We start from the raw sequence: 20,558 nt of genomic DNA on the forward strand, positions 1-20,558 counted from the left end.
TAGTTTCGTTTTATACGACAAAACTAGCGGTAGTAAGCTGCCTGGAATTGTATAAAAAAGACATCTTTGTTTGTGCTTATTGTTCGGCACCCAGCTTGCGGAAATCGCCGGGGGTAAACAACGAGAGGGATTTAAACTCGCGGATAAAATGCGCCTGGTCGTAGTAACCATGGTCATAGGCCGCATCCGTAAGCAGCGGTGCATGCAGGCAATCGCTTATGGCAGATTCGAAACGTATGATCCGGGCATAGGTCTTGGGATTAAAGCCTGAAGCGGCTTTGAAGCGCCGGCCAAACTGTTTGGGTGAAAGACAAAACTCCCGTGCCAGTGTATCCAGTCCTGCTTCTTCCCGCCCCTTGCGCAGGACGTGAATAGCCCGGATCATCAGTTGGTCCTGCAGCAACGCTTTCCGGGCCGACAGGAAATAACCAGATAGCAGGCTTACACGTTGTTGCATAGTGACCGCCGCATCCATCATTTCGTATAATTGTCTTGCACCAGGTCCCAGCAACAGATCGGGCGCCAGGATCTTATTCGTAAGTTCGCCGGCCGGGACGCCGAACAATAAGGGTATGGCATGGGCATAAAAGGAAACACCCAACAGGTGGTAAAAGCCTTCGACCGGAAGCTGGCAGGGGCGCTCCGTATGTCCCTGTAGCAACGAGAACAATAAACCGGATGGTTTATCCCGGTTGCCAAACGCGAAGGTAAGTTCGGTAAGACTGCCGGCGATTACCATATAGGTCGTATTCGGCGGCCGGGAGGCGTCCCAGCTACCGGTCCAGAAATGGCTGATCATATCGGCGAGGGCGACGCAAGGTGGTATTATTTCGTATAACATAACACACAGCAAGCCATTGAATACGTTTTACAGGTTGTGCCCAAGCCGGCGCGGGTAAGGCCCTGCAGGACTCAGATAATTTTATGGTGCATCGCATAGGCAAGGGCCTCCACGATATTGGCGACTTCAAAATTCTCGAAGATCTTCCTCCGGTAGTATTTTACCGTATCGGGAACCACATGAAGCTTATCGGCAATCTGGTTGATCGTCATGCCCTGTGCATACAAACGCAATACTTCTGTTTCGCGTTCCGTAAGCTTCGGTTTGGATGATTTGTGCCAGCGCCGGGTTTTCGTATCGAGGGTCCACAGCTCTTCGGTTCCCTGTTTGTGAATGATTACATTACCGGCAGTTTTATGATGGGAAATGGATACGATGCAAACCGCTTTCCATATTTTACCCGATGCATTCAGAAACAGCGGTGTAAGCTTATGATTGATCAGCACTTCCTTGCCGGAAGCATTACGCAGGTGAAAGTCGTAGGTAATACTGTACGTTTTCCTTTCTTCCCGGGGGACCTTTTCAAAAAAATCGAAACCGGCGTCATTGAGTATCGCCAGCAATTCCAGGTCTTGTTCCGGCACATTCCTGAAATAAAATTCATATCCCATCTGCTGTACTTCCGCTGCGGTATGCCCGCTTAAAAACAAGGGGTTGACCGATACATGGTCGAAGGCCATGTTCTCGTAGTCTATCACGTAAACGCTTTCGTAAGTAAGCCGGCTGAGGGCTTTCAACACTTCTATATACCCGTTCAATTGCAGGCGGTCGGCTTCTGTAACCGGTCCGGGTCTATTTTTTGTAAGCAGGCTGTGCTGCGCTGGGCTTTTCATCTAATCGGGTTAAAACAAATTTTATATTACAGATCAAAATTTTACACCAAAGTGTAGCGTGATCCAGCGCCTGTTTTGTGACTTTTGTAACACCGAAAAAATCCAAGTGTTATGGCAAAAAAAACGCTTTCAGAAATGAGCCTTGAAGAGCTTCAGAAAAGCCAGGCTTCCTCCAAAGGCATCGTAATCGCATTCTCGCTGCTGTGGCTTATCGTCATCTGCGTATTCATTTACGTTGGTATTACCCGGACGGGTGGGCTTTCCGGCAAATTACCGGCTATGCTCCCTGTTATCGGCACAGCAATACCCACCATGATCCCGATCCTGATCCACAATTCCAATATCCGTAAAGAAGTTAAAAAACGACAATCCCATTCCTGATCCAGATGAACCATTGTTTAAACTGTACCGAAACGCTTTCCGCCCCCTATTGCCCGTACTGCGGGCAGAAAGCATCTACCCACCGGTATTCGGTAAAACACTTTATCGAGCACGACCTGATACACGGTATCCTGCATATCGACAAGGGCATTCTTTTTACGATCAAAGAATTATTTACGCGTCCCGGCCACAGTATACGTGATTACATACAGGGCAAACGCGTGGGTTATTTCAACTTCATTACGCTCATGGTCATTATCCTGGGAGCGACACACTTTATATCTGCCCTAAGCCCCTTTAAGCTGGCGGATATCGTACCGGAAAATACGAAAGTGGCCATCTCGGTTATGGAAGAGTTTTCTACCAAGTATCCTAAGGTGCTTTTTCTCATTACCATTCCCGTGTCCTCGCTCTTCAGTTTTTTATGGTTCCGCAAAGCACGGCTGAACGCCACTGAACACCTGGTGATCAATGCCTATAAAGCCTCTGCGGAAATGATCCTGAGTATCCCCTTTCTCATCTGCACTATCTTTATCCGGGATACCCAAATCCTCTATATATTGTACAATATCTCCTCCGGGGTGCTGGGCTCCCTATATACGATCTGGCTTTACTCCCAGCTCTTTTCGGCTTATGGCTATAAACCTTACCAGCTAATACTGCGCAGTGTCATGGTCCTGGTATCCATAGGCGTTTTTTATGCGTTTGTGGGTATTGTAGTCGGCATTATCATAGGCCTTTTAGCCCGGTAAATATACCGGTAGCAATTTAGTAAACCATTATCTAAACAAAAAATAAAAACACCGCCCGGTTTTTGCCGGGCGGTTTTATCTTTATGCCTTCCTTAATATTGGGTTTCGGTATGGGGGTACAGCAAACGGAAAGCGCTGTATACCGCCTGGTGGATAATAGTGGCATGGATCTCACCCGGCAGGTAATCATAATACACTTTCATCCGGCTACCGCCGTATTTTTTCAGTGTTTCGTCAAGCGCCACCGCATCGTCATACATGATCTTATCTTCGTCTTTACTGCAGGCGCCTATATACACCTTGATGTCTTTATCCAGGCTCTTTTTCAGCAATGCGGGCGCTTCGGCCAGCAGCGACTCCTTACCCCACCATAAGCTCGGGCTCATAATGATGTAATTATCGAAAAGCTCGCGGTGTTTGAGCAGGATCTCGGTAGCCATAAGCCCAGCCAGCGATTCGCCGATAATCGTACGCTGTCCGCTGGTATTGTAATGACTATTGATATACGGCTGCAACTCCTCTTTCAGGAAGGAGATGAAACGGGCCGAACCGCCATACGCCGGGAAATGCTCCGGTTTGTACCCGATACGGGTTACAAAATCGAGATTGGGGACCGCGAAGGTAAAGTCCTTCCTCCGGTTGGTATTCTCGATACCTACCACGATAGAACGGGGAAAGCGGTTGATCCAGGGTTGGGTATTGTACCTGATAAGTCCTACAACATGTACGAAGTCCTCTTCAGCACCGCCATCCAGCAGGTAAACCACGGGGTATTTCGTGGTATCTTCTTTTTTGTATCCTTCGGGAAGATAAATATTGAGGACCCGTTTTTCTCCCAGGACGGCAGATTGCACCTCTTCCGTGGTAGCCAGCACAAGCGGCTTCGTGTTAATAACCTTCAGGGGCTGGGCCTTTTGCGCATAACCTGTGGTTAAAGCGGCAACAAGGACCAATGGCATGAGTATTCTTTTCATAAAATCAGTAGCAAGTAGTTTTCGCGATTATTCCAGGCATCGAAAATAACTAAATTAGCGTTCACAGCCAGCCACCAGGGCCCGTTTGCCCCCATTATCCCCCTACAAATCACCCGCTCAACCGGTTGCTGTCACTACAGAGTAGCAGGTGCCGGCATCCTCCGGCTTTAGCCCGGCACACGAAATTTAGCGTAGCTTCGCTAACGCATCGTTATACTTGTAACCCATGGAAAAAATCCCGGTTCGCAGCCTGCATACCACCGCCGCTACACCGGATGCCGGGGGCTTCTGCATCCGGCAGATCAGCGCCCTTACCGGCGGGCAGGATATGATCCAGGAACTGCACCGGCATGACTTTTATTTTATGCTCGTAATCCTTAAAGGCTCGGGTATGCATGACATAGATTTCACACATTATACGGTCAGTGCAAAGTCGGTATTCCTGATGCGCCCCGGGCAGGTACACCGTTTGCACCTGCATGCGGCTACCACCGGCTACCTGCTCCAGTTCCCGGCCTCTTTTTACTACCCCGACCAGCAACCGGCCCGCTTACGTTTACGGCAGAGCGCTGCGGTTAATGCTTACTACTGTGCACCCCGCCAGTGGCCCCCTTTGCAATATGCACTTGATACGATCTGGCAGGAATACTACAACCGCCGGGAAGATTATGAAGAGATGATCAAAGCCCAGTTGTCCGTTTTCTTTACCGGGCTGAACCGTATGCAGGAGCGGGACTGCAGGCCGGGCAACGATTACCGGCAGGAACAATTGGAAAGTTTCCTGCACCTGCTGGAAACCCATATCAGCACGCATAAACAGGTGGGACAATATGCCGCCATGCTGCACCTGTCGGCCTACCAGTTAAGTGCGATGACCCAAACCACGCTGGGTAAAACGCCTTCGGCGCTTATCCGGGAACAGGTGATCCTCGAAGCCAAACGCTTGCTGCTGGCTACTTCGCGCCAGGTTACCCAGGTGGCCGATGAGTTGGGTTACGAAGATGTTTCTTATTTCATACGCCTGTTCCGGAAACATACGGGTTATACACCGGAGGCCTTTCGCAGGCTGGACCGGGGCTAAGTACCATAAAACTGCGGTTTAGTCCTATCAGCAGGCCGGTGAGTGGGTCTACCTTTGCCCTACCCAAAAGGGATTACCTTTCTTTCAACCCTTAAATCCATAACCAATGCCGTTATCCGAGGACGAACAATACCGGAACAGCTGGAACGAGCGCTATAATGAGCCGGGCTTTGCCTATGGCAAAACACCAAACCTGTTTTTTAAATCCTGGCTGGAAACACTGGAACCTGGCCGCATCCTCCTGCCCGCAGACGGAGAAGGCCGCAACGGCGTATTTGCAGCGCAACTGGGTTGGCAGGTTACCGCTACCGACCTCAGCATCACAGGCAGGACCAAAGCCCTGCAGCTGGCCCGCGAACAAGGCGTTACCCTTGATTACCAGGTAGGCGACCTGGAAGAGATGCACTTCGAACCCTCCTCCTTCGACGTCATAGCCTTGATCTACGCCCATTTTACAGCGGCCAAAAAATCATTATTACATCGCCGCCTGGATACTTACCTGCGGCCCGGCGGTACGCTTATATTCGAAGCGTTCAGCAAGGCGCACCTGCCGCTGCGGCAAAGCAATCCCGCCGTGGGAGGCCCACAGGATATCGACATGCTTTGCTCCGAAACTGAACTTAAGGCCGACTTCCCGGGTTATGATATACACCTGTTGCGGCAGGAGGAGATCGCGCTGAACGAAGGAAAATACCATATCGGTACGGGTTCCGTAATCCGTTTTGCAGGCAGGAAGCTTTAGCAGTCTAAAATGCAATACAGGCGTACAATACAACCTATCGTTATAACCGTATAAATAACAAGCAACATTATGAAAATTATCATTGCAGGCGCCTCGGGCACTATAGGTAAACAGGTAGCCGGCTCTTTCGGACCGGAACATGAAATTATCAGGACCGGCAGTAAAAGCGGCGATATCCATACCGACATATCCTCCGTCGAATCGATCGAAAACCTGTTTCGCCAGACCGGGCCTTTCGATGCGCTGATATGTACCGCAGGCGACGCTCATTTCGGACCGCTTACGGCGATGACCGATGCGCAGTTCCGTATCGGCATCAACAGCAAACTGATGGGCCAGGTAAACCTCGTACTGATCGGGCAGCACTTTATCAACCCGCGCGGTTCCTTTACATTGACTTCAGGTGTATTAAGCCGGGACCCTGTGCTCACCGGCGCCAATCCTTCGGCGGTAAACGGCGCTATCGAATCGTTTGTGCGGGCGGCCGCCATCGAACTGGAACAAGGCGTACGCATCAATGCCGTAAGCCCCACCGTGGTTGAAGATTCGCCGGGTTACTTCCCGTATTTCCCGGGGCATATGCCGGTAACCATGAAACAGGTGATCTATGGTTATCATAAAAGCGTGCTGGGCGGCATTACCGGCCAGGTGATCCGTGTGGAATAAACAGGTCCGTTACCCCTGGACAACCACAGGGATACACGTTTGATGTATCCCTGTGGTTTGTTATTAAAAACGGTGCTCTCACTAAACAGTTACCACCACCTTACCCCTCGTTTTACCGGTTTCTACGGCTTCGTGCGCCTCGCGCATAGCAGTAAAGTCAAAAACCTGCGATACATGCGACTTTATGCTTCCCTGTTCCAACAGGTGGGCCAGGCTTTGCATATCCTGCCCGTTCGAAGTAACCATTAAAAAGTCCAGCGTAACGCCTTTATCCCGTGCCTGTTCCTTAAGCGGTTCGGGTATGGCCGAAGAGGGGATGGAGATAATCACGGCACCCGGCTTAGCCGCTTCTACCGAGCGTTTCAGTGTGTCGCCCGCCATGGTATCAAAAATAAAGTCGGCCTCCCAGGCTACGGTTTCAAAAGGCGTAGTGTTATAATCGATATGAGCATCAGCACCCAGCGACAATACAAAATCGCGGTTGGCTGCAGACGAAGTACCCGTTACATAAGCGCCCAGGTGTTTGGCCATGGCAACAGCATAATGCCCTACCCCGCCCGCTGCCGCGTGGATCAATACTTTTTGTCCGGCCTGCACCTGCATGGCCTTCGTGAGTACCTGCCAGGCGGTCAGTGCCGCCAGCGTAGCGGCAGCAGCTTCGTTATGGTCTATTGTCGCGGGCTTCAATGCCAGGTGCGCCGCATCGGCTACTACATAGTCGGCATAAGCCCGGCCTTTACCCGGGAAGTTGATCATACCGAATACTTCGTTACCCGGTTTAAAGGCGGTTACTGCCTTACCCGTACCCACAACCACACCCGATATATCCCAGCCCAGTATAGCGGGCCGTTCATCGGCCATCAGCCAGTTCATGGTGCCTTCGTTGGCCCTGGCCTTTACATCTACGGGGTTAATGCTGATGGCTTTTACCGCCACCAATACTTCGTTGTGGCCGGCTTCCGGCGCCGGCAGCGTTACCTGTTGCAGGTCTGCTGCAGCTCCTGGTTTGTCGATGATTATTGCTCGCATAAAATTTATTTATTTCCCGCAAAAATACCCGGCCACTATATTTGCAGCAAGTATGTACCATTTGGTATCCTACGTACCAAAAGGATACTCTTATTGATTATCAGGGAAAAGATTTTATCGATATGCCTATAAAAACCAGCACCGCGGCCGTATGCCCGGTAGATTATGCCTTTAAACGGATCGGCGGCAAATACAAAGGCCGTATTATCTGGCACCTGCACCTCGACGGCGTGCTTCGCTACGGCGCACTCCGGAAGGAGATGACGGATATAACGCCGAAGATGCTGACACAGACCTTGCGCGAACTGGAAGAAGACGGGCTGGTGGCCCGTAAGGTATACCTCGAAGTACCGCCCAGGGTGGAATACCGCTTAACGGCCGTAGCGGAGGAGCTGATCCCCTTTATCCGGCATTTGAAACAATGGGGCAAACGGCAGATGGACCGGGAGCAGGCCAGGAAAGGAAGTCTTGCCTGAGGCTGATCTCAGGTAATGAAGTTAAAAGAAAACAGTAAGGTGGTTACGAACAATAACCCCAAGCCGCCCAGGAAAAAGAAGTCGGCAATGGCTTCGAACTTACCACTATTGCGGTTGCCCCTTATCGAAAGAAAGGAGAGGATGCAACTGGTCATAAACAGGATGGTGGCCACGGTTGTGAGCTCGTCGATAACGGTTTTATGTGCGATGTTCAGCAACTTCAGGGAGGTCAGTACCACAAAGCACAGCCCCAGCAGGTTGGATGAAGCGTTGAGTATATGCGATGATTTATCCCTGTTGTCTTTCATAAATAAAAAAACGGTGAATGGCTTCGTAGACAAGGGTTACGGGCCTTTGCTCCTGTAAATGTAATTAAAAAGCCGGTGCCTGAACATAAGGCGGCGGGGCTTTATAGATTCTTAACAAAAACAGGTTATACCCTTCCGGGTATAACCTGTTCTGCTTATTATATTCAGAGAAGGGCTTAACGGCTGTAGTTAGGCGCTTCTTTGGTGATCACGATATCGTGCGGGTGGCTTTCGGCCATACTGGCTGCAGTGATACGGATAAACTGCGCATCGTCCTGCAGGGTCTTAATATCTTTAGCGCCGCAATAGCCCATACCGGCCCGGAGACCGCCTACAAACTGCTGTACCACTTCTTTCAGGCTGCCTTTGTAAGGTACACGGCCTACGATACCTTCCGGAACCAGTTTCTTGATGTCGTCTTCGGCATCCTGGAAGTAACGGTCTTTAGATCCTTCCTGCATGGCATCGATAGAGCCCATACCACGGTAAGATTTAAATTTACGGCCTTCGTAAATAATGGTATCGCCAGGGCTCTCTTCCGTTCCGGCGAAGATAGAACCTGCCATTACGGTGTTAGCGCCTGCAACCAGGGCTTTAACCATATCGCCGGTGTACCGGATACCGCCATCGGCAATAACCGGGATACCGCTTTTCTTCAGGGCCTGTGCAGCTTCCATGATAGCGGTAAGCTGTGGAGCGCCGGCGCCTGTAACCACGCGGGTGGTACAGATGGAACCCGGACCTACACCCACTTTAACGGCGTCGGCCCCGGCATCGGCCAGGGCTTTAGCGCCTGCTGCGGTAGCAATATTACCGGCAATGATCGGTAAGGTTTTGAAACTTTTTCTCACCAGTTTTACGGTTTCGATAACGCCACGGGAATGACCGTGTGCGCTGTCCATCGTAATCACGTCCACACCGGCCTGCATCAGCGCATCTACGCGGTCGAGCACATCGGAAGTAATACCAACGGCAGCGCCTACGAGCAAACGGCCGAAGCCGTCTTTACCGGCATTGGGGTGACTTTTATACTGGAGGATATCGCGGAAGGTGATCAGGCCGATCAGTTTACCGGATTTATCCACGACAGGTAATTTTTCAATTTTATGTTGCTGGAGGATCTTCTCTGCTTTCTGCAGGTTGGTGCCCTGTGGCGCGGTTACCAGGTTGGTAGCCGTCATCACTTCGGACACTTTTCTTTTTACGTTTTTTTCGAAACGCAAATCGCGGTTGGTCAGCATACCGGCAATCCTGTGCGCTTCGTCGACGATGGGGATACCGCCGATCTTGTTATCCTTCATCAGGCGCAAAGCCTCGCCGATCGTGGCATCCGGGCTTAGGGTAATCGGATCCAGGATCAGTCCGCTCTCCGAGCGTTTTACCCGGCGTACCTGTTCTGCCTGCTGTTGGATGGTCATGTTTTTGTGCAACATACCGATCCCTCCCTCACGGGCCAGCGCGATAGCGAGCTCCATTTCCGTAACCGTGTCCATAGCAGCGGACAACAACGGAATGTTGAGCTTGATATCTTTAGTAAGTTGGGTTGAAATGTTTACTTCGCGCGGAAGTACTTCAGAATAAGCGGGAGCGAGCAGGACGTCGTCAAATGTTAATCCTTCGCCGTAAAACTTAGATTTTGCAGCCATGTGCAAAGGTATTGCAAGATTTGTATATTTTCAAAAACTGCAAAAACATTTTTTTTTCTTACATAATTGCATCAGGTAGTCACCCTTTTATACACGGTTTCCGTTGCTATACTTTCTTCGCCCTCCGGGCTGATGTTATAAGCCCGGATCACCAGGGTGCCATCATCGGGCAGGTCTAATTCGGTACGCCAGCCCCATACTTCAGCCTCATCGCCACCGGCCACATAGCTGCCTTTTACATCGAACACATCGCTGCCCGGCCTGCTTTGCGACAGCATAATGCCGGTGCCCATGTGAAAACTGTCGACCCAGGCCACCTGGAACCGGCCCGAGCTCAGGTCGTAGCCATACAAGGCTACGCCCGTAAAGGCCTTACCCTTGAGGCTGCCACTATATTCATGCATCATAAAACGGCCGTCCAGTACAGGTTTGATCTGTCCCGTCATCTCCGACTCATCGGCCGGGTCGCCGGGTTCGAACCAGGTACGGGTATACACGGTCCAGTTACCGGCCAGCTGCGCCAGCCTGTTGTGCATACCCGCTTCTTTCGAGGTCACAAATTTCATTTTCGACATCGCGATCCGGTTTGGGTTACCTGCAAGTTAGCCCTTTAATTTAAAAAAGCCGGGAATGCAATGTTATCAAAATAGACCGGTCTATAGCGATTGCCTATTCAGCTTTTTAGCCTACTTTTACCCGATTTTTCTACCATCGTATGGCACAATTACAATTACAGAGACCCATCGCTTTTTTTGACCTGGAAACCACAGGTATAGACTCGGCCAAAGACCGCATTGTTGAGATAGCAGTAGTGAAGCTGATGACCGACGGGCAAAGAATATCCTGGGTAAGAAAGATAAACCCCGAAATGCCCATCCCTGCCGAATCTTCGGCGATCCATGGCATCTACGATGACGATGTAAAAGATGCACCGGCCTTTAAACACGTAGCCCATGAACTGAAACAGTTCCTGCAAAACTGCGACCTGGGGGGGTATAATTCCAACAAATTCGATATCCCCGTGCTGGCCGAAGAGTTCCTGAGAGCAGGTATCCCGGTCGATTTTAAAGAGCGGAAATTTGTAGACGTACAGCAGATCTTCTTTAAGAAAGAAGCCCGTACGCTGAGCGCGGCCTATGCCTTTTATTGCAATAAGGAAATGGAGAACGCACACAGCGCCGAAGCCGATGTGCTGGCTACCGTTTCGGTACTCGAAGCGCAGCTGGACAAATATGGCGACCTGGTAAACGATGTTCCGGCCTTGCATGAATATACAGGCGGCGACGAATTTGTAGATTATGCCCGCCGTATGATCCTGAAAAACGGCGTACCTGTATTCAACTTCGGTAAATACAAAGGCATTGCCGTGGAAGAGGTATTCCGCAAGGAACCGCAATACTACGACTGGATGATGAATGCAGACTTTGCCTTGCATACGAAGCAGATGATATCGGAGATCTTAAACAAGATGTTACTCCGAAAAAATAAATAACAATTGTCGTAATTTCTTACGATTTTAGCAGCCAGACCAATCACCATAATTCTTATACGCAGCTTCTTTTGGACAAACTTGTTATCATACCCACTTATAACGAAAAGGAAAACATTGAGCAGATCCTTCGCAAAGTAATGTCGCTTGAAGGAGGGTTTCACGTGCTTGTTGTAGATGACGGATCGCCCGATGGTACTGCCGCTATTGTAAAATCACTGCAGCAGGAATTTCCGGGCAGTATCCATATCGCAGAGCGCAGTGGCAAGCAGGGGCTCGGTACCGCTTATATCTTCGGCTTCAAATGGGCCTTGAAAGAAGGCTACGAATACATCTTCGAGATGGATGCCGATTTTTCGCATAACCCCGACGACCTGATCCGGCTTTACGAGGCCTGTGCAGCCTCTTCCGATGTATCTATCGGCTCGCGTTATACCAGCGGCGGCAAAATCAAGAACTGGCCATTCGACCGCATTTTTATTTCCTATGGCGCTTCGGTTTACACCCGCGCCATTACCTGGATGCCGGTAAAAGATTGTACCGCCGGGTTTGTATGTTATAAAAGGAAAGTACTGGAAGCTATCCCATTGGACAAGGTACAGTTTATCGGTTATGCTTTCCAGATCGAAATGAAATACCGCGCCTGGAAGCTGGGCTTCAAACTGAAGGAAGTACCGATAACTTTTGTAGACCGGAAAGAAGGCGTATCCAAAATGTCGAAAGGCATTGTGAAGGAAGCCATCTTCGGGGTGTGGAAGATGAGGCGGTTTTTGTAATTGGATGTTAGATGTTAGATGTTAGATGTTAGATGTTAGATGTTAGATGTTAGATGTTAGATGTTAGATGTTAGATGTTAGATGTTAGATGTTAGATAAGAGATGTTAGATAAGAGATGTTAGATGTTAGATAAGAGATGTTAGATAAGAGATGTTAGATAAGAGATGTTAGATAAGAGATGTTAGATAAGAGATGTTAGATAAGAGATGTGAAATGTGGGGCTTGTTAGATGTGAAATGTGGGGCTTGTTAGATGTGAGGGGTTAGCGTAAGCAACAGGAAGTTAAAAGAAAATTACGTTTATAAAATGAAAGCGGCGGATCAGGTGATCCGCCGCTTTCATTTTATTAGGTAGTGAGATGAAACCCTCCGGAACTCGCGTCAGCTGCGCCTGATAAGCTCCTTCGCGAGGCTCAGGATGACAGCGAACCTCCTGGTAGTTGATGCTTTACACGCTGGTAAAGCCAGCTAACTAATGAGATCCTTCGCGAGGCTCAGGATGACAGCGAACACTTCAACAGTTCAAAATTCAAAACTCAAAATTTAAAATTCTCCTGCTGTGCTCAGGATGACAGCGAACCCTCTTATACAGCCATTCCGTTGAAGCCAGCTTACCGATGAGATCCTTCGCGGGGCTCAGGATGACAGCGGCTTAACCCATAATAAAGCCAGCTAAGGGATGAGATGCTACGCTCAGGATGACAATCGTCCTCTTGATACATGATACTTAATACCTGATACTAAAAAAATGAGATCCTTCGCAGGGCTCAGGATGACAGGCAGCTTACCCCATAATAAAGCCAGCTTACCAATGAGATCCTTCGCTGCGCTCAGGATGACAGCGAACCCTCTTATACAGCCACTCCGTTGAAGCCAGCTAACGGATGAGATCCTTCGCGAGGCTCAGGATGACAGGCTTCATCTAATATCTCACATCTCAAATCTAACATCTAATATCTCAATACTCAAATCTAATACCTAAAACTCCACATCATCAGCTATATTGCCGCCTTGTTCGGCAGCAAATTTAGCCGCATATTCCTTTTGCTTCTCCTGCTGGTAGTCCATAAAATGATGGATCCTTTCGCTGTTGAAATCCTGGTTTTGCGCGGTCATATGCTGCATGGCTACCGACTGGAAATCGGCCAGGTTGATACCGTAATGATCAAGGATCCACTGGGCGCCGTCGAGCCCGTATTCGTAGGCTGCCTGTCTTGCGCCACACAGTTCTTCATAAAAATAGCGATCTGTTTTCAGGCGTTCGAGGTTATCGGTACCGCCGGCATTACCCGCTGCCTGCGGCTCCAGCCCCTGCAATTTAGGATGGGCTTCGTTATCGGCAAAATACTGGCCAAATAGCGTGGTGATGGTAAAAGAACTGTCTTCGGCCATACGCTGCGGCCATATGGTATTCAATTCATCCCAGATCACGGGCTCCAGGCCCATAGCCCGGCATACCGCCGCGGTATCCACACCGGCGCCGATCTTGACACACATGGCCGCATAATCTTTCAGAGATACGCCGTGCGCGGGTTCCAGGAGTGGGTTATTGTCTGCTACCTGTACAAAACCGGAGGTCTGCACGCCCATATATTTCATAGAATTGGCATGCTGGAACATGATGTACTGGTCGGTATCACACTGGTTCCATTCGAGGTATACCTGCTGACGGTAATTGTGATAAATGTTTTGCTTTTCGCGTTTATCGACCGTTTCACCGTCTGCTATTTCATCAGCGATCCAGGCCTCTGCCCTGCGGCTTACTTCCGCATCAAAATCTGCTTCTGTATAATGGGTACCATGCTGGGTTTGCGGATCGTAGCTACCGGAAGGGCGCAGCGGCCCGCGTGCCGGTTCGGTGGCAGCCTGCTGTCCCTGTGTGCCCGGTGTAGGGTTGCCGGCGCTTTCGTCGTTACCCATCAGCTGATTGAGAAGTTTTTTAAACATTGTTTTCTGGTTTTATTGAATTAAGAAGGAAAATGATTGGATGCGATATGCCTCAGGTACATTTTTTCATTATGTTCCTTAAGGTCGGGGGTTATATTATTCCATTCGTCGTACATAGCCCGCAAATAGGCTTTATACATGCGGGGCGCATTGCTGATGGCCTCCTGCCGCCGTATTTCGTTGGCTCTTATCTGCTGCTCCTTACCTGCTGTTACCGTGCGGTCTTTTTCAAAGATCAGGCTTAGCTTCAGCTCATGGTTGGCCTGGTACAGTTCGCGCTCCAGTTCGTTCTCGGCCTCATACGCCGCCAGGAGATGCCGTGTGCGCTGTTCGGCCAGGCTGCGCGCAATATGTTGCAGGCTACGCGCAGAGGTACCCGGCTCGAAGGTGTTCTGCGTCTTACAGGCCGGGCAGGTAATATAAGTGCTGATAAAAAAGATGCGGTCGATGGTAAGCGGGCTGCCGCACTGGCTGCAGGCAAAACTGTTTTTGGTTTGTTCGAAATCGGACAGGATCCTGCGGTATTCTGCTTCATAATCCTTAACCGCGGCCTGGTCCAGCTGGCCCTGCCAGTAATTGAATTTCGACTCGAAGTCGCGATGGTAGCGATCCGAACAGGCCTGGGTAAAGCCGGTGAGGTAGTCGGAGCCCATACCCGTAAGGCTACCGTCCCTGACGGCATAACGGGCATTGATCACTTTTTCCTCGTAGGTATCGTAGGCTTTGCGGCGTATATGCTGCATTTGCCCGTTGATACCGGATTGAATCTTGTAAAAGGTGCGCTGGTAGGTATCTTCATCGGCCGCCAGCATCTCCTTCAGTTCCGGTATGGCCGCCGTACAGAGCTCTTCCATCCTGGCTTCGAGCTTCTCCAGGAAGGCAAACCAGCGTTGCTGCGTCTCCTCCAGGCCGGCTACCCATTCGGGTACCGTTTCTTTTCTGTTATTACTAAACAGGTTAAACATGGTGTTGGTTATTGGGAGTTATCTTCTTTTTTGATATGAATACCATCCGAAAGCCGGATGTCCATAAACGCAAAGCCGCAATAAGCGCAGCGGGTAAGCCCATCCTGTTTGGCCCTTGCTGCACCGCAATTGGGACAATCACGCGCTTTCATCCCGGCATCCGAAGCTTCTGCCGCTCCGCCGTAATTACCTTGTGCGGCGGCCTTTTCCCGCAGCTTTTGTAAAAATGATTTTGGGCTTTTGTCTTCCATTACAGCTTGTTGAGTAGTTCGGCCTTTTTACTTTTAAATTCATCTTCGTCGATCAGGCCCGTATCAAACCAGGCTTTGAGCTGCTGCAGGCGTGCCGTTACATCGCCTCCTGCCGCAGGTTGTACCGGGGGCTGTTGTTGTTGTCCCTGTTGCATTTGCTGGGCCTGCTGCATCATCATACCCATTGCCATTCCCTGCTGCGTGGCATCATGCAGGGTCGTACCCTTTTCGCCTATGGCATTGGCCGTATTGAAACGGGTATATTTATCCATATCATCCACCATATTCATATTGGTGATCTTGTCGTAATGCGCGGTCACCTCTTCGGGCAGGGTAACGCTTGTAATTACGAATTGCGTAAGCTCAATGCCCAGTTGCAGGAAATAAGGTTTCAGGTAAGGCTCTATCTTTTTGCCCAGCTGGGTTACATTTCCCGCTACTTCGGTAACGGTAATGTGTTCGTTGGCCAGTACCTCGCCAAACTTGGGCGCTATAAAATCGCGCAGCTGATGTTGCAGTTCAAAAATGGTAAGCCGCGGGTAACTGCCTGCGTATTGCCGGAAGAAGGTGCCCACATCGGCGATCTTAATATCGAAACTGCCAAAGGCACGGACACGGATATTCCCGAATTTCGGGTCGTTCATCAGGATGGGCGCCGGCGTGCCCCATTTGTTATTGATAAACTGGTAGGTGTTGAAGAAATAGATATCGGCCTTGAAAGGACTTTCAAAACCATACTTCCAGCCTTTAAGCCAGCTCAACACCGGGATATTAGCAGTGCTCAAGGTATGTAGCCCGGCACTGAATACATCGGCCAGCTGTCCTTCGTTGAGGAACAGGACCTGCTGTCCTTCGCGAACGGTAAGCCTGGCGCCGTTTTTGATTTCCTTGTCTTCGTCGGCAAACTTCCACATCAACAGGTTGGGATCGGGTGTTGCCGTTTCAATGATTTCGATAAAAGGTAATTTCATGCCTGAGGGGTTTATCACTGCATGGCGCAGCGGCCTCAAATATAGCAGTAGGCATTGATTCGATTTTTATATATTTTGTTATAATTATCAAACTTAACATTAGCGGCCCCGTAACCTACCGGGCATAATACATGCACGAACAGAAAAGCCGGCCCGCTTTTTAGTATTTATAATCAGCGGGTTACCGATACATGAGCTGTATACCCGGTATGCAGTCTTAAAAAACGAAACCCGCCTCTGGGGCGGGTTTCATGTATCATAAAGGGAAGTAGATCAAGATCAGGAAGGACGTAACTACTCCCCGGCTTTAATTGATACCGGCGGGTTGCTGCATCTGCTGGAACATATCGGCCCGTTCTTCTTTACGGATACCGAAGTTGTAGCGGAAGCTGATCCCTACCCTGCGGCTGTCCGACTCGCGGTAACCCGAGGCCCGTACAGAGCCCTGGTTAATGGTGAAGGTATTGTTGTTGGTAAAGAAAATATCGTTGGCGCTGAGTGTCACAGTCAATTTGTCCTTAAAGAATTTACGGTTCACATTCAGGTTGAGCGCGCCCATGGAACTGAGCTCGTAAAACTGGAGCGGGCCCTTCAGCCGCAGGAAACCGTTAAGCGTGATCTGGCTTCTTTTATCGATACGTAACTGGTGATAGGTAAAGAACAGCCAGCCGCCGCGTTTGAACGAGAGGGGTTGTCCTTCGTAAAGCCCCTCATAAATATTGTAATTATACTGCCCGCCCACCACGAAGAAATAGGTACCGCCGGGTGGTATGGCCGCAAAGCCGCGCAGGTAAAACTCTTTGTTACGGCCCACATTATCGTAAGTACGGTAGGCCTGTGCAGTATTACTGTCGGCCTGGTAATACACATTGGTAAACATATCGCGGGTGTCGTTAAAGCCGATGGCAAACAGCGGCCGCTCCGTAATACTGATATTGGCCTCGTAGTTATGGGTAAACTGCGGGCGCAGGGTCGGGTTACCGGCCTCTGACAGGAACTGGTCTACATATTTGGGATAAGGATTGAGCTGCTCATAGGTAGGCCGGCTGATGGTACGGCGGTAGACCAGGTAAGCGCGTATCTCGTAACCGGCAATGCTCATTACCTTACGGCTCAGGTATACATAAGGAAAGAAGTCGGTACGATGAATGCTAAAGGAAGTATCGGCCGGTAAGCGCTGCAGGCCGCTCATATTGGTGTTCTCCATACGCACACCGGCTTTGAGCAGGAAGCTGCCCAGGCCTTTGGAAGCCTGTATATACGCCGCGTTGATCCATTCTTTATAGTTATAATCATTCGATCGCACCTTATCGGTAAACCGGTTGCCGTTCTGGTCGAGGTAATAAGCTGCACTGTTATTAAAGATAAGCAGCGACGATTTTACACCCGTCTCCAGGGTGATCCGGTGCGGCAATTTATAACTGAGGTCGGACAGGCCGGTAAGTACATGCCGCCTGCCGTTAATCGCGCCGCCGCCGCTATAGGGGCTAAGCGCGTAGGTGGTATAGCCCTGGTCGATATCGTTGGAGGAATAAATATAGGACAGGCTATTGGTCCATTCCGAGCCGAGGGTATCGATCTTGTAAACCGAGTTCAGCTCCTGGCTGAGCAGGAAGGTATAGTTGTCGTTTTTAAGATAGGTATTGCTTTGCCCCAGCGGCGCCGCTTCCGGCGCCACTTTGAAGCTGTTGGTATTGTCCGTTTTATTAAAAGAATTGGTATAGTTCAGGCGGCCGTCGTAACTCAGGTTCCACTTATCGTCCAGGTCACGGCCCCAGCCATAACCCAGGTACCAGTTATTGCCCGGCAACGTGGTATGCGCCTGCTGGCTCAGGAAGGTATCGCCGGAGATGAACCGGTCGGTGTTGAGTTGCTCATAACCATCGCGGTGGTTATAGTTGAGGTTGAGGTATACGGCATTACGGCCATCGTTGTTCGACAGGTTGATGCCCAGCTGCTGGTTACCCTTTTTGCCCTGTTGCACCGAACCGTTGATACTACCTGTAAGCCCGGGTTTTACGCCTTTCTTCAATACGATATTGACCACGCCGCCGCTGCCCGATGCATCGTAGCGGGCCGAAGGCGTACGCAGGATCTCGATCTTCTGAATAGCACCGGGCGGCAGGTTGCGCAACATTGTAGCAATATCCGAACGGCTCATTTTCATTTCCTTGCCATTAATGTAGATCGAAGCCGGTGTAGTACTGTTCAGGTAAATATTACCATCCTGGTCGATAAATATACCGGGCGTTTTCTCCAGCACTTCGTAACCATTGGTACTCGATGCGGCCAGTTGTTCCGGGTCTACCACCGTCTTATCATCCACCTGGCGCATAAGGCTTGCCGACGACCGTATCTCTACTTCGTTCAGCGTTTCGCCGGAAGCCTGGAGGGTAAGGGTAAAACTATCGCGGCCCGCGCCCAAAACGATCGTTTCGCGGAGCGGTTTATAATTAACGGCGCTCACCTTTACGATATAGGCAGCAGTATCCAGTTCGAAAACAGCCCTGCCCGATTCGTCGGCTATGGTTTCCATCTTCTTCGTGGTATCGGCTGCCCGAAGCACGCTTACGGTAGCAAAAGACAGCGGCTCGCGGTTTTTATCGCGGAGTTGCAGGGTAAGGGGCATTTTCTGGGCCCACAAAGGGGCGCATAACAGCAGGGCGCAAAGGCTGAGCCAGGCTGATTTCCGTTTCAGGGTAAACATGCAGGATGACCGGGTCGGTATTAAGGATTACAAAAGTAGTACAAATCAGGTAGCCACGAATACCGGAACAAGGCATTATAACGCGGTTCCGGGCAATATATTTTTCGATTATAGAACTATAAAGTTTTCGTTACATTGAGCCCGGCCAGGCTTCGATAACTTGCGGCTTCCGAAAAACTAAACGAATACAACTTGAGCAATATAAAACTGGGTTTGCTGGACCAGTCGGTCGTACGGCGGGGGCAAACGGTAAAAGAAGCAATAGACGAAACCATAGCAACCGCGCAACTGGCGGATAAACTGGGCTATAGCCGTTTCTGGATATCCGAACACCATAACTCCACCTTTATTGCCGGCTCCACACCGGAAGTGCTGATGGTAAAACTGGCCGATGCCACAAACCGCATCCGGATAGGATCCGGGGGGATTATGCTGCCCAATCACAGCACCCTTAAAGTAGCGGAGAACTTCCGTATGCTCGAAACCCTCTTCCCGGGCAGGATAGACCTGGGTATGGGCCGGGCGCCGGGCGGCGACCGTATTACCGCCTCCCTGCTCAATCCCTCCAACGATTTCAGCGAGGAGCGTTACCTGCAACAACTCAACCACCTGCAGCATTTTTTCCGCGATACCGCCGCTACACAGCATGGTAAGATCATAGCCACGCCGCAGGCAGCTACCATACCCGAACAATGGGTACTGAGCTCCAGTGGCGGCAGTGCCCGGATCGCCGCCGACTTCGGGCTCGGCCTGGCCGTAGCCAAATTCATTAATGGTTTTGTAACACCCGCTGTGATCGAAACCTACCGCAAAAATTTTGAACCTTCGGAGCAATACCAACAACCGCGAGAGATCCTCTCCGCATTTGTGTTATGCGCTGAAACGGAAGAACGGGCCTTGTATATGCGTAAAAACCTGGATTATATCCTGCTGCAGTTCGACAAGGGTATTTACGAAGATTTCCCCGATGGCGAAACCATTGCCAAATACCAGTTTACGGCCTCCGATATGGAACGGATCCGCTACAACAGCGGCCGCATTATATCCGGCACGCCCGACAGGGTAAAGGAACAACTGGACCGGCTTGCCAGCGATTTTGATGTGGACGAGATCGTGATCTCCACCATGATGGATAATGCCCCGGAACGCAAACGATCATTCGAGTTGCTGGCCGAAGCATTTGCATTGCCGGCGCAGGCTTAGCCTTTGGCAGCCTGCCTTACGGCGTCGAGCAAACGGGCTTCTTCTTCCGTATCGGCATCGATCTCGGTAACCTGGGTCAGGAAGTCGGGCGTAGTGGTAAACACTGTGAATGCATCCGTATTTTCCAGTTCGACCATTACCTCGCGCATGGCATGCAGGTAACCTTCCGACAGCGAATCGTCGTGCATATCCTGTTGCAGCGTATCGTAGGCCTCCTGCATCGGGTCGTACTGCTCGATAAACATCAGGTGTACCTCGGGCAACTCGCATTCCATCACCTCGTAAGCCCAGTCGGCCGGTGTATTGCCACTTGCCGGCGTGGCCGGGTTGGTATCGAAACTGATGGATAAGATCCCGCTGAACGCATCGCAGTTCAGGGCGAATGCAGAAAAGGTCTCCGCGCCAAATCTGGATTTGGCGATGATCGCGAAAGACTGGCGTAATAAACCCAGCAACGTTTGTTTAAAATTATATTCCGCTTCGAAAGCGTTCCAGCTAGTAGTATTCATACCTCATTTAT

Annotated in this window: 22 protein-coding genes; 9 read left to right on the forward strand and 13 right to left on the reverse strand. The window is 50.4% G+C overall.

Going from position 1 to position 20,558, the window contains the following annotated elements; translation table 11 throughout:
• Window positions 1-76: 76 nt before the first annotated feature.
• Together B0I18_RS15580 and B0I18_RS15585 are read right to left on the reverse strand one after the other, a co-directional pair.
• Window positions 77-841, reverse strand: a complete 765-nt coding sequence (locus B0I18_RS15580; protein ID WP_106523663.1) for a helix-turn-helix domain-containing protein — start codon at window positions 839-841, stop codon at window positions 77-79.
• A 71-nt stretch (window positions 842-912) separates the two neighbouring features.
• Window positions 913-1,674, reverse strand: coding sequence for a response regulator transcription factor (locus B0I18_RS15585; RefSeq protein WP_106523664.1), 762 nt, complete (start codon window positions 1,672-1,674; stop codon window positions 913-915).
• Window positions 1,675-1,785: 111 nt separating this feature from the next.
• Here B0I18_RS15585 and B0I18_RS15590 point away from each other — a divergent pair, with 111 nt between their 5' ends.
• Window positions 1,786-2,055, forward strand: coding sequence for a hypothetical protein (locus tag B0I18_RS15590; protein WP_106523665.1), 270 nt, complete (start codon window positions 1,786-1,788; stop codon window positions 2,053-2,055).
• A gap of 5 nt (window positions 2,056-2,060) precedes the next feature.
• On the forward strand, window positions 2,061-2,807 hold the full coding sequence (locus B0I18_RS15595) for a DUF3667 domain-containing protein (protein ID WP_106523666.1): 747 nt from the start codon (window positions 2,061-2,063) through the stop codon (window positions 2,805-2,807).
• 92 nt (window positions 2,808-2,899) lie between these two features.
• On the opposite strand, the gene B0I18_RS15600 is transcribed toward B0I18_RS15595, so the two are convergent.
• Entirely contained in the window at window positions 2,900-3,781 is an 882-nt protein-coding gene (locus tag B0I18_RS15600; protein ID WP_219905989.1) for an alpha/beta hydrolase, read from the reverse strand.
• Window positions 3,782-4,007: 226 nt separating this feature from the next.
• Here B0I18_RS15600 and B0I18_RS15605 point away from each other — a divergent pair, with 226 nt between their 5' ends.
• The 3 genes from B0I18_RS15605 to B0I18_RS15615 all read left to right on the forward strand — a co-directional run bounded on the left by B0I18_RS15605 (window position 4,008) and on the right by B0I18_RS15615 (window position 6,270).
• Window positions 4,008-4,862 carry an AraC family transcriptional regulator gene (locus B0I18_RS15605; protein WP_106523668.1) on the forward strand — a complete coding sequence of 285 codons (855 nt, stop codon included), beginning with the start codon at window positions 4,008-4,010 and terminating at the stop codon, window positions 4,860-4,862.
• A gap of 106 nt (window positions 4,863-4,968) precedes the next feature.
• Window positions 4,969-5,604 carry a class I SAM-dependent methyltransferase gene (locus B0I18_RS15610; protein ID WP_106523669.1) on the forward strand — a complete coding sequence of 212 codons (636 nt, stop codon included), beginning with the start codon at window positions 4,969-4,971 and terminating at the stop codon, window positions 5,602-5,604.
• 69 nt (window positions 5,605-5,673) lie between these two features.
• A complete protein-coding gene (locus B0I18_RS15615; RefSeq protein ID WP_106523670.1) occupies window positions 5,674-6,270 on the forward strand; it encodes a short chain dehydrogenase in 597 nt (198 codons plus the stop codon).
• An 81-nt stretch (window positions 6,271-6,351) separates the two neighbouring features.
• Here B0I18_RS15615 and B0I18_RS15620 read toward each other — a convergent pair whose 3' ends face one another.
• Window positions 6,352-7,299 carry an NADP-dependent oxidoreductase gene (locus tag B0I18_RS15620; RefSeq protein ID WP_106523671.1) on the reverse strand — a complete coding sequence of 316 codons (948 nt, stop codon included), beginning with the start codon at window positions 7,297-7,299 and terminating at the stop codon, window positions 6,352-6,354.
• A gap of 122 nt (window positions 7,300-7,421) precedes the next feature.
• On the opposite strand from B0I18_RS15620, the gene B0I18_RS15625 reads away from it, so the two are divergent.
• Complete coding sequence (locus B0I18_RS15625; protein ID WP_106523862.1) at window positions 7,422-7,775, forward strand: winged helix-turn-helix transcriptional regulator; 354 nt, start codon at window positions 7,422-7,424, stop codon at window positions 7,773-7,775.
• 8 nt (window positions 7,776-7,783) lie between these two features.
• Here B0I18_RS15625 and B0I18_RS15630 read toward each other — a convergent pair whose 3' ends face one another.
• From B0I18_RS15630 to B0I18_RS15640, 3 genes are all read right to left on the reverse strand, one after another.
• Entirely contained in the window at window positions 7,784-8,083 is a 300-nt protein-coding gene (locus tag B0I18_RS15630) for a hypothetical protein (RefSeq protein WP_106523672.1), read from the reverse strand.
• A 176-nt stretch (window positions 8,084-8,259) separates the two neighbouring features.
• Window positions 8,260-9,729: an IMP dehydrogenase gene (gene guaB / locus B0I18_RS15635; RefSeq protein ID WP_106523673.1), complete on the reverse strand. Its 1,470-nt coding sequence runs from the start codon at window positions 9,727-9,729 to the stop codon at window positions 8,260-8,262.
• A 71-nt stretch (window positions 9,730-9,800) separates the two neighbouring features.
• Window positions 9,801-10,304, reverse strand: coding sequence for a DUF1579 domain-containing protein (locus B0I18_RS15640; RefSeq protein WP_106523674.1), 504 nt, complete (start codon window positions 10,302-10,304; stop codon window positions 9,801-9,803).
• 140 nt (window positions 10,305-10,444) lie between these two features.
• On the opposite strand from B0I18_RS15640, the gene B0I18_RS15645 reads away from it, so the two are divergent.
• Window positions 10,445-11,221 carry a 3'-5' exonuclease gene (locus tag B0I18_RS15645; protein WP_106523675.1) on the forward strand — a complete coding sequence of 259 codons (777 nt, stop codon included), beginning with the start codon at window positions 10,445-10,447 and terminating at the stop codon, window positions 11,219-11,221.
• 68 nt (window positions 11,222-11,289) lie between these two features.
• On the forward strand, window positions 11,290-11,994 hold the full coding sequence (locus B0I18_RS15650; protein WP_106523676.1) for a polyprenol monophosphomannose synthase: 705 nt from the start codon (window positions 11,290-11,292) through the stop codon (window positions 11,992-11,994).
• Window positions 11,995-12,972: 978 nt separating this feature from the next.
• Here B0I18_RS15650 and B0I18_RS25350 read toward each other — a convergent pair.
• The 5 genes from B0I18_RS25350 to B0I18_RS15675 form a co-directional block, all read right to left on the reverse strand.
• Window positions 12,973-13,941 carry a DUF6620 family protein gene (locus B0I18_RS25350; RefSeq protein ID WP_106523677.1) on the reverse strand — a complete coding sequence of 323 codons (969 nt, stop codon included), beginning with the start codon at window positions 13,939-13,941 and terminating at the stop codon, window positions 12,973-12,975.
• A 20-nt stretch (window positions 13,942-13,961) separates the two neighbouring features.
• A complete protein-coding gene (locus tag B0I18_RS15660) occupies window positions 13,962-14,906 on the reverse strand; it encodes a hypothetical protein (protein ID WP_106523678.1) in 945 nt (314 codons plus the stop codon).
• Between the two features lie 8 nt (window positions 14,907-14,914).
• Window positions 14,915-15,157 (reverse strand): hypothetical protein, encoded by a 243-nt coding sequence (locus B0I18_RS15665; protein WP_106523679.1) that lies wholly within the window; start codon window positions 15,155-15,157, stop codon window positions 14,915-14,917.
• A complete protein-coding gene (locus B0I18_RS15670; protein ID WP_106523680.1) occupies window positions 15,157-16,128 on the reverse strand; it encodes an SPFH domain-containing protein in 972 nt (323 codons plus the stop codon). Before B0I18_RS15670 ends, B0I18_RS15665 begins: the two co-directional genes overlap by 1 nt.
• A gap of 307 nt (window positions 16,129-16,435) precedes the next feature.
• A complete protein-coding gene (locus B0I18_RS15675) occupies window positions 16,436-18,835 on the reverse strand; it encodes a TonB-dependent receptor domain-containing protein (RefSeq protein WP_106523681.1) in 2,400 nt (799 codons plus the stop codon).
• Window positions 18,836-19,027: 192 nt separating this feature from the next.
• On the opposite strand from B0I18_RS15675, the gene B0I18_RS15680 reads away from it, so the two are divergent.
• Entirely contained in the window at window positions 19,028-20,038 is a 1,011-nt protein-coding gene (locus B0I18_RS15680) for an LLM class flavin-dependent oxidoreductase (RefSeq protein WP_106523682.1), read from the forward strand.
• Here the strand turns inward: B0I18_RS15680 and B0I18_RS15685 are convergent.
• Entirely contained in the window at window positions 20,035-20,547 is a 513-nt protein-coding gene (locus tag B0I18_RS15685) for a hypothetical protein (protein ID WP_106523683.1), read from the reverse strand. The genes B0I18_RS15680 and B0I18_RS15685 overlap by 4 nt on opposite strands.
• Between the last annotated feature and the right edge of the window lie 11 nt (window positions 20,548-20,558).

The sequence above is a fragment of the Taibaiella chishuiensis genome, assembly GCF_003014535.1.
Lineage (GTDB): Bacteria > Bacteroidota > Bacteroidia > Chitinophagales > Chitinophagaceae > Taibaiella > Taibaiella chishuiensis.

Excerpts from the sequence above, each read along its gene's own strand:
- B0I18_RS15580 (WP_106523663.1), bottom strand. The coding sequence starts at position 841 with ATGTTATACGAAATAATACCACCTTGCGTCGCCCTCGCCGATATGATC.
- B0I18_RS15585 (WP_106523664.1), bottom strand. The coding sequence starts at position 1,674 with ATGAAAAGCCCAGCGCAGCACAGCCTGCTTACAAAAAATAGACCCGGA.
- B0I18_RS15590 (WP_106523665.1), top strand. The coding sequence starts at position 1,786 with ATGGCAAAAAAAACGCTTTCAGAAATGAGCCTTGAAGAGCTTCAGAAA.
- B0I18_RS15595 (WP_106523666.1), top strand. The coding sequence starts at position 2,061 with ATGAACCATTGTTTAAACTGTACCGAAACGCTTTCCGCCCCCTATTGC.
- B0I18_RS15600 (WP_219905989.1), bottom strand. The coding sequence starts at position 3,781 with ATGAAAAGAATACTCATGCCATTGGTCCTTGTTGCCGCTTTAACCACA.
- B0I18_RS15605 (WP_106523668.1), top strand. The coding sequence starts at position 4,008 with ATGGAAAAAATCCCGGTTCGCAGCCTGCATACCACCGCCGCTACACCG.
- B0I18_RS15610 (WP_106523669.1), top strand. The coding sequence starts at position 4,969 with ATGCCGTTATCCGAGGACGAACAATACCGGAACAGCTGGAACGAGCGC.
- B0I18_RS15615 (WP_106523670.1), top strand. The coding sequence starts at position 5,674 with ATGAAAATTATCATTGCAGGCGCCTCGGGCACTATAGGTAAACAGGTA.
- B0I18_RS15620 (WP_106523671.1), bottom strand. The coding sequence starts at position 7,299 with ATGCGAGCAATAATCATCGACAAACCAGGAGCTGCAGCAGACCTGCAA.
- B0I18_RS15625 (WP_106523862.1), top strand. The coding sequence starts at position 7,422 with ATGCCTATAAAAACCAGCACCGCGGCCGTATGCCCGGTAGATTATGCC.
- B0I18_RS15630 (WP_106523672.1), bottom strand. The coding sequence starts at position 8,083 with ATGAAAGACAACAGGGATAAATCATCGCATATACTCAACGCTTCATCC.
- guaB (WP_106523673.1), bottom strand. The coding sequence starts at position 9,729 with ATGGCTGCAAAATCTAAGTTTTACGGCGAAGGATTAACATTTGACGAC.
- B0I18_RS15640 (WP_106523674.1), bottom strand. The coding sequence starts at position 10,304 with ATGTCGAAAATGAAATTTGTGACCTCGAAAGAAGCGGGTATGCACAAC.
- B0I18_RS15645 (WP_106523675.1), top strand. The coding sequence starts at position 10,445 with ATGGCACAATTACAATTACAGAGACCCATCGCTTTTTTTGACCTGGAA.
- B0I18_RS25350 (WP_106523677.1), bottom strand. The coding sequence starts at position 13,941 with ATGTTTAAAAAACTTCTCAATCAGCTGATGGGTAACGACGAAAGCGCC.
- B0I18_RS15660 (WP_106523678.1), bottom strand. The coding sequence starts at position 14,906 with ATGTTTAACCTGTTTAGTAATAACAGAAAAGAAACGGTACCCGAATGG.
- B0I18_RS15665 (WP_106523679.1), bottom strand. The coding sequence starts at position 15,157 with ATGGAAGACAAAAGCCCAAAATCATTTTTACAAAAGCTGCGGGAAAAG.
- B0I18_RS15670 (WP_106523680.1), bottom strand. The coding sequence starts at position 16,128 with ATGAAATTACCTTTTATCGAAATCATTGAAACGGCAACACCCGATCCC.
- B0I18_RS15675 (WP_106523681.1), bottom strand. The coding sequence starts at position 18,835 with ATGTTTACCCTGAAACGGAAATCAGCCTGGCTCAGCCTTTGCGCCCTG.
- B0I18_RS15685 (WP_106523683.1), bottom strand. The coding sequence starts at position 20,547 with ATGAATACTACTAGCTGGAACGCTTTCGAAGCGGAATATAATTTTAAA.